Source organism: Microcystis aeruginosa NIES-4325, assembly GCF_008974145.1.
GTDB lineage: Bacteria > Cyanobacteriota > Cyanobacteriia > Cyanobacteriales > Microcystaceae > Microcystis > Microcystis aeruginosa_G.
The window spans coordinates 1-3,676 of the sequence record NZ_BJKP01000071.1; the positions used below are offsets into that span (position 1 = coordinate 1).

At 42.9% G+C, this 3,676-nt stretch carries 6 protein-coding genes and 1 pseudogene; 4 read left to right on the top strand and 3 right to left on the bottom strand.

All coding sequences use genetic code 11. From position 1 onward, the window contains the following. The 3 genes and pseudogenes from MiAbW_RS18795 to MiAbW_RS18805 all read right to left on the bottom strand — a co-directional run. Positions 1-124 (bottom strand): annotated as a pseudogene (locus MiAbW_RS18795) (photosystem II D2 protein (photosystem q(a) protein)); the annotation flags it as partial. Between the two features lie 325 nt (positions 125-449). Then, on the bottom strand, positions 450-1,211 hold the full coding sequence (locus tag MiAbW_RS18800) for a lipoyl protein ligase domain-containing protein (protein WP_151697317.1): 762 nt from the start codon (positions 1,209-1,211) through the stop codon (positions 450-452). Then, a complete protein-coding gene (locus MiAbW_RS18805; RefSeq protein WP_151697318.1) occupies positions 1,174-1,650 on the bottom strand; it encodes a YbjN domain-containing protein in 477 nt (158 codons plus the stop codon). Before MiAbW_RS18805 ends, MiAbW_RS18800 begins: the two co-directional genes overlap by 38 nt. A gap of 206 nt (positions 1,651-1,856) precedes the next feature. Between MiAbW_RS18805 and MiAbW_RS18810 the strand changes: the two genes are divergently transcribed. The 4 genes from MiAbW_RS18810 to MiAbW_RS20320 all read left to right on the top strand — a co-directional run. Beyond that, a complete protein-coding gene (locus tag MiAbW_RS18810; protein ID WP_151697319.1) occupies positions 1,857-2,075 on the top strand; it encodes a hypothetical protein in 219 nt (72 codons plus the stop codon). Further along, positions 2,068-2,490, top strand: coding sequence for a hypothetical protein (locus MiAbW_RS18815; protein WP_151697320.1), 423 nt, complete (start codon positions 2,068-2,070; stop codon positions 2,488-2,490). The genes MiAbW_RS18810 and MiAbW_RS18815 overlap by 8 nt, the downstream gene beginning before the upstream one ends. 224 nt (positions 2,491-2,714) lie before the next feature. Further along, on the top strand, positions 2,715-3,341 hold the full coding sequence (locus tag MiAbW_RS18820) for a TetR/AcrR family transcriptional regulator (protein WP_151697321.1): 627 nt from the start codon (positions 2,715-2,717) through the stop codon (positions 3,339-3,341). A 163-nt stretch (positions 3,342-3,504) separates the two neighbouring features. After that, positions 3,505-3,676 (top strand): 4-Cys prefix domain-containing protein (locus MiAbW_RS20320; RefSeq protein WP_373996371.1); only part of this gene is annotated, 172 nt, incomplete at its 3' end.

The following is a 3,676-nucleotide window of genomic DNA, read 5'->3' on the forward strand; positions in this document are numbered from 1 at the left end:
TGAAGGCGCAGGGGAAGAGTAGTAAACCAGACCAACCGATGAAGACGAAACGGTCTCTTTTGAGCCAGTCATCGAGAGCATCAAACAGCCCTCTTTCTGGGGCGCGTCCGACAGCAATGGTCATGGGTATTTTTCCTCTTGCTTAACTGAAATCAAGGGCAAGATTTCTTAACTTTTTTGAGTCTGGGATTACTCCCATTGTCTTATAAGATGGGGCGATCGATTTGCTGGATTAGCTTGACTAACCTAGCTGCGATCGCTCGTTAATCCTCACAAACTGTAAAAGATTAACGTTTCTTAAACTAGCACAAGCTAGACAATAATTTCGAGTTCGGTAAGACTTTGGTTTCTTGTGGCCTCTATCTACCTTTAACTATTATTAGCAAAAAATTACAAATCTATACAACTTGACTCATAATTGATTTTTTGTACATACAAAAACTTTTTTGTCAATGAGTATTTATATTCATTTTTTTAATTGATCGCCATTCCCAATCCTCTAGGGGTTGCTCTAGCAGTTGACAATCAAAGCATTCCTCGGCGGCGGTTTTCAGAGTAGCGATAATTGTCTCTAGGGTCAAATCTGGGGCTAAATTCAGCTTTTGATGGGCCGCACTGGCGAAAACTTGCTCAAACAGCGAATTATCTTGCTCTAGCACCATCGAACCATGTTGGAGAACCGAGGAACCCCGTTGCAGTTGGGCGCTCCCAATAAATTTATTTCCCCAATTATCAACTAAATCCGCACCGGTAGCCGTACCGAAACAGTTAGCAGAATGGATATATCCCCGGCCGGCAGCACCGTAGGACAATTCTAGACCGAGATTTTGCCAGCCTGTGATTAAAAATTGACAGATTTGACAGTAAACTTTCCTAACATTACCCTTCATCCCCGAATTTACCACCATATAAGTCAAATCCCCCTGATGTAGTACGGCCCGGCCACCAGTAGGACGACGAACTAGGGAGATTTTTTGACCTTGCCAAGTCAAATCACGCCAAAAATCGGGATATTGCCGTTGATGATAGCCCAAGGAAATAGCCGGGGGCGACCATTGATAAAAACGCAGAGTCGGGGGATGATGACTGCAACGGTGTTGCTCTAGTAACCAAGAATCGATCGCCATTTGTCGCTCTGCCGATGAGATAATTGGAGGGATATAACGCCAAATTTTAGCTGCCACCAAAGGATTCTCGTAACATTTCATCATTATTATCTGCTACCGTCGCCACGAGAGTAATTGCTCGCGAAATCTCCCCAGGAGACAAATCGGCCACAGTACGCTGAGAAATCACCACCACCTGGTCATTCATAATGGCAAAATGAGATTCAAAGGTTTCGGCACAATTCATCGCTAATAACTTGCGCGTTAACCCCAATTCATCCTGAACAGGCAATTTCAGCACAGAAGACCACACCGTGAGAAAATCATCATCGCTTTCCCCAGTTAACTGCACAAACACCTCAACGCTACCATACTGAAACTTCCACAGATAACCTTTTTCTGTGTGTTGTACCATAGCAGTATCATTCTGCTGGAGAGTAGAAATAACCGTTTCAATCATTTCTTGGTGACTGCTCGTACTAGCCATAAATTCATCGGTCATTGACTCTATTGCTTCTGAAGTCGCTAAACTTTCTGTGGTCATAAAAATTCCCTAAACTCCATCGATCACAATCTTATCCCAAGAGAAAAGTAAAAAGTCAAAAAAATCGGGGAAAATACTGGTTACAGCCCAGCACTGACCATGTTTTTCAGCAGTCTGGATGGTAGAATATTGATTGCTGCTCTGTACCTGAACTGGAAGCCGGTATCATTACCTTGACACCAAATTTCAGAAAAGAGGCTCTCAAAATGTCCTTGGCTGAACTCCAATCTCAAATCCAGGAACTTTCAAAAATTGACAAGCTGCGACTAATGCAATTCTTGGCGACTGAGCTTGTCAAAGAAGAGAACGGAGACTTTTTTGTAGAAGGTCAAGAGTACCCAATCTGGTCTCCCTATGGCTGTTCTGAAGCGGCCAACACCTTAATGAACCTTCTGGCTACAAAACAAAAAGAACAGAATGCTTGATGGTCAAAAATTTCCCTACAAAATTATTGACACCAGTTCCAGCATGGTTGACCGAAGGCCATATGTGCCTATAACGCTGGGTCTGAATGGGCGATCCTTAAACACCGAAGGTTTGATTGATACGGGAGCAAGTGTCAACGTTCTACCCTACGAGTTGGGCCTACAACTAGGCTTTATCTGGGAGAATGAAAATCTTTCGGTTATCTTGGCTGGGAACTTAGCCCATTGTCAAGCTCGTGCCGTCGTTGTTGAAGGCCAAGTTAACCCATTCCCCACCGTTAATCTAGCATTTGCCTGGACTCAAGCCCCTAGTACACCTTTAATTTTGAGGCAGGCTAATTTCCTTTTTGAGTTTGATGTTTGTTTTTCCCGTTCACAGTCTGAATTTGCAGTTCGCCCCAGAACAGTTGTATAAAAATAGTGAGCTAAGGTCTAACTATCCGCTTGCACAGCGACCGTATGAAACTAATTAAGATTTTAGCTAGGTGGACAAGCTTCTAGCTTGATTTCTGGAGAAGTCTGCGGAACGATAACCGAACAATCTCTAACCCCAATTACTCAAAATTTTATGAAGCATTTGAGTAAACACCTAACTTGATCGATGACAATGGCTCTATCCCGTTCTAGCTGTCAATAATTATGCAAAGTCTTTTTCAACGTTCCCTAACTGAGACCAATTCTGGGGAAGAAGATATCCGTAGTCGTATTCTACAGGCCGCTTTACGTTTATTTGCCGCCAAGGGTTATGAAGGAACCACGACCAAAGACCTAGCAGGAAAAGCAAATGTGGCAGAAGGAACTTTATTTCGTTATTTTCCCAACAAAAAGGCGATTTTAATTGAAGTGGCCACTAGGGGATGGGTAGATATTCTCACCGACTTGCTGACGGAATTGAGCGAAATGGGCAGTTATAAAGCGGTAGCGCAGGTGATGCGACGTCGGGTGTTGAGAATGCGAGAAAATAGCGATTTATTGCGAGTTTGTTTTATAGAGGCACAATTTCACCCCGAATTAAAAGAGCGGATTCAATCGGAGGTAATTGCCAAAATGACCGATGTGGCCGAGGCTTTTTTTCAAACAGCGATCGATCGTGGTATCTATCGTCCCATGAATCCGAAAATTGTGGCCCAGGTTTTCCTAGGAATGTTCGCAATTGCCGGTTTTTCCAGTGAAACTATTTTAGATAGCAATGCTTCCCCCTTCGCTTTACAAGAAATGGCCGAAGGTATTGCCGAAATTTTTCTGAATGGAGTTTTAGTTAAGTAGTCGTGCAAAATTAATTTTCTAGTCGAGACTCCGAGACTCCGAGACAGCTAATCTAAGGATAGGCGGTTAAAATGCGTTGTAGCTTACTTACGATAAAATGCCTTCAAAGACAGGTAAGGGAAAACTTGCAATTATTCACCCAATAAAATAACTGATAGCCGAGATGAAACTCTGTTACTGTATTAATCCCAATTGTTATCAACCGGGTCATCCGAGTAATAATAACTCGAATACTCGTTACTGTCAAAGTTGCGGCTCTCAATTGTTGTTAAATGGTCAATATAGGGTAAGTCGGCTATTGAGTGATACGACCGGTTTTGGGGTTGTTTATGAGG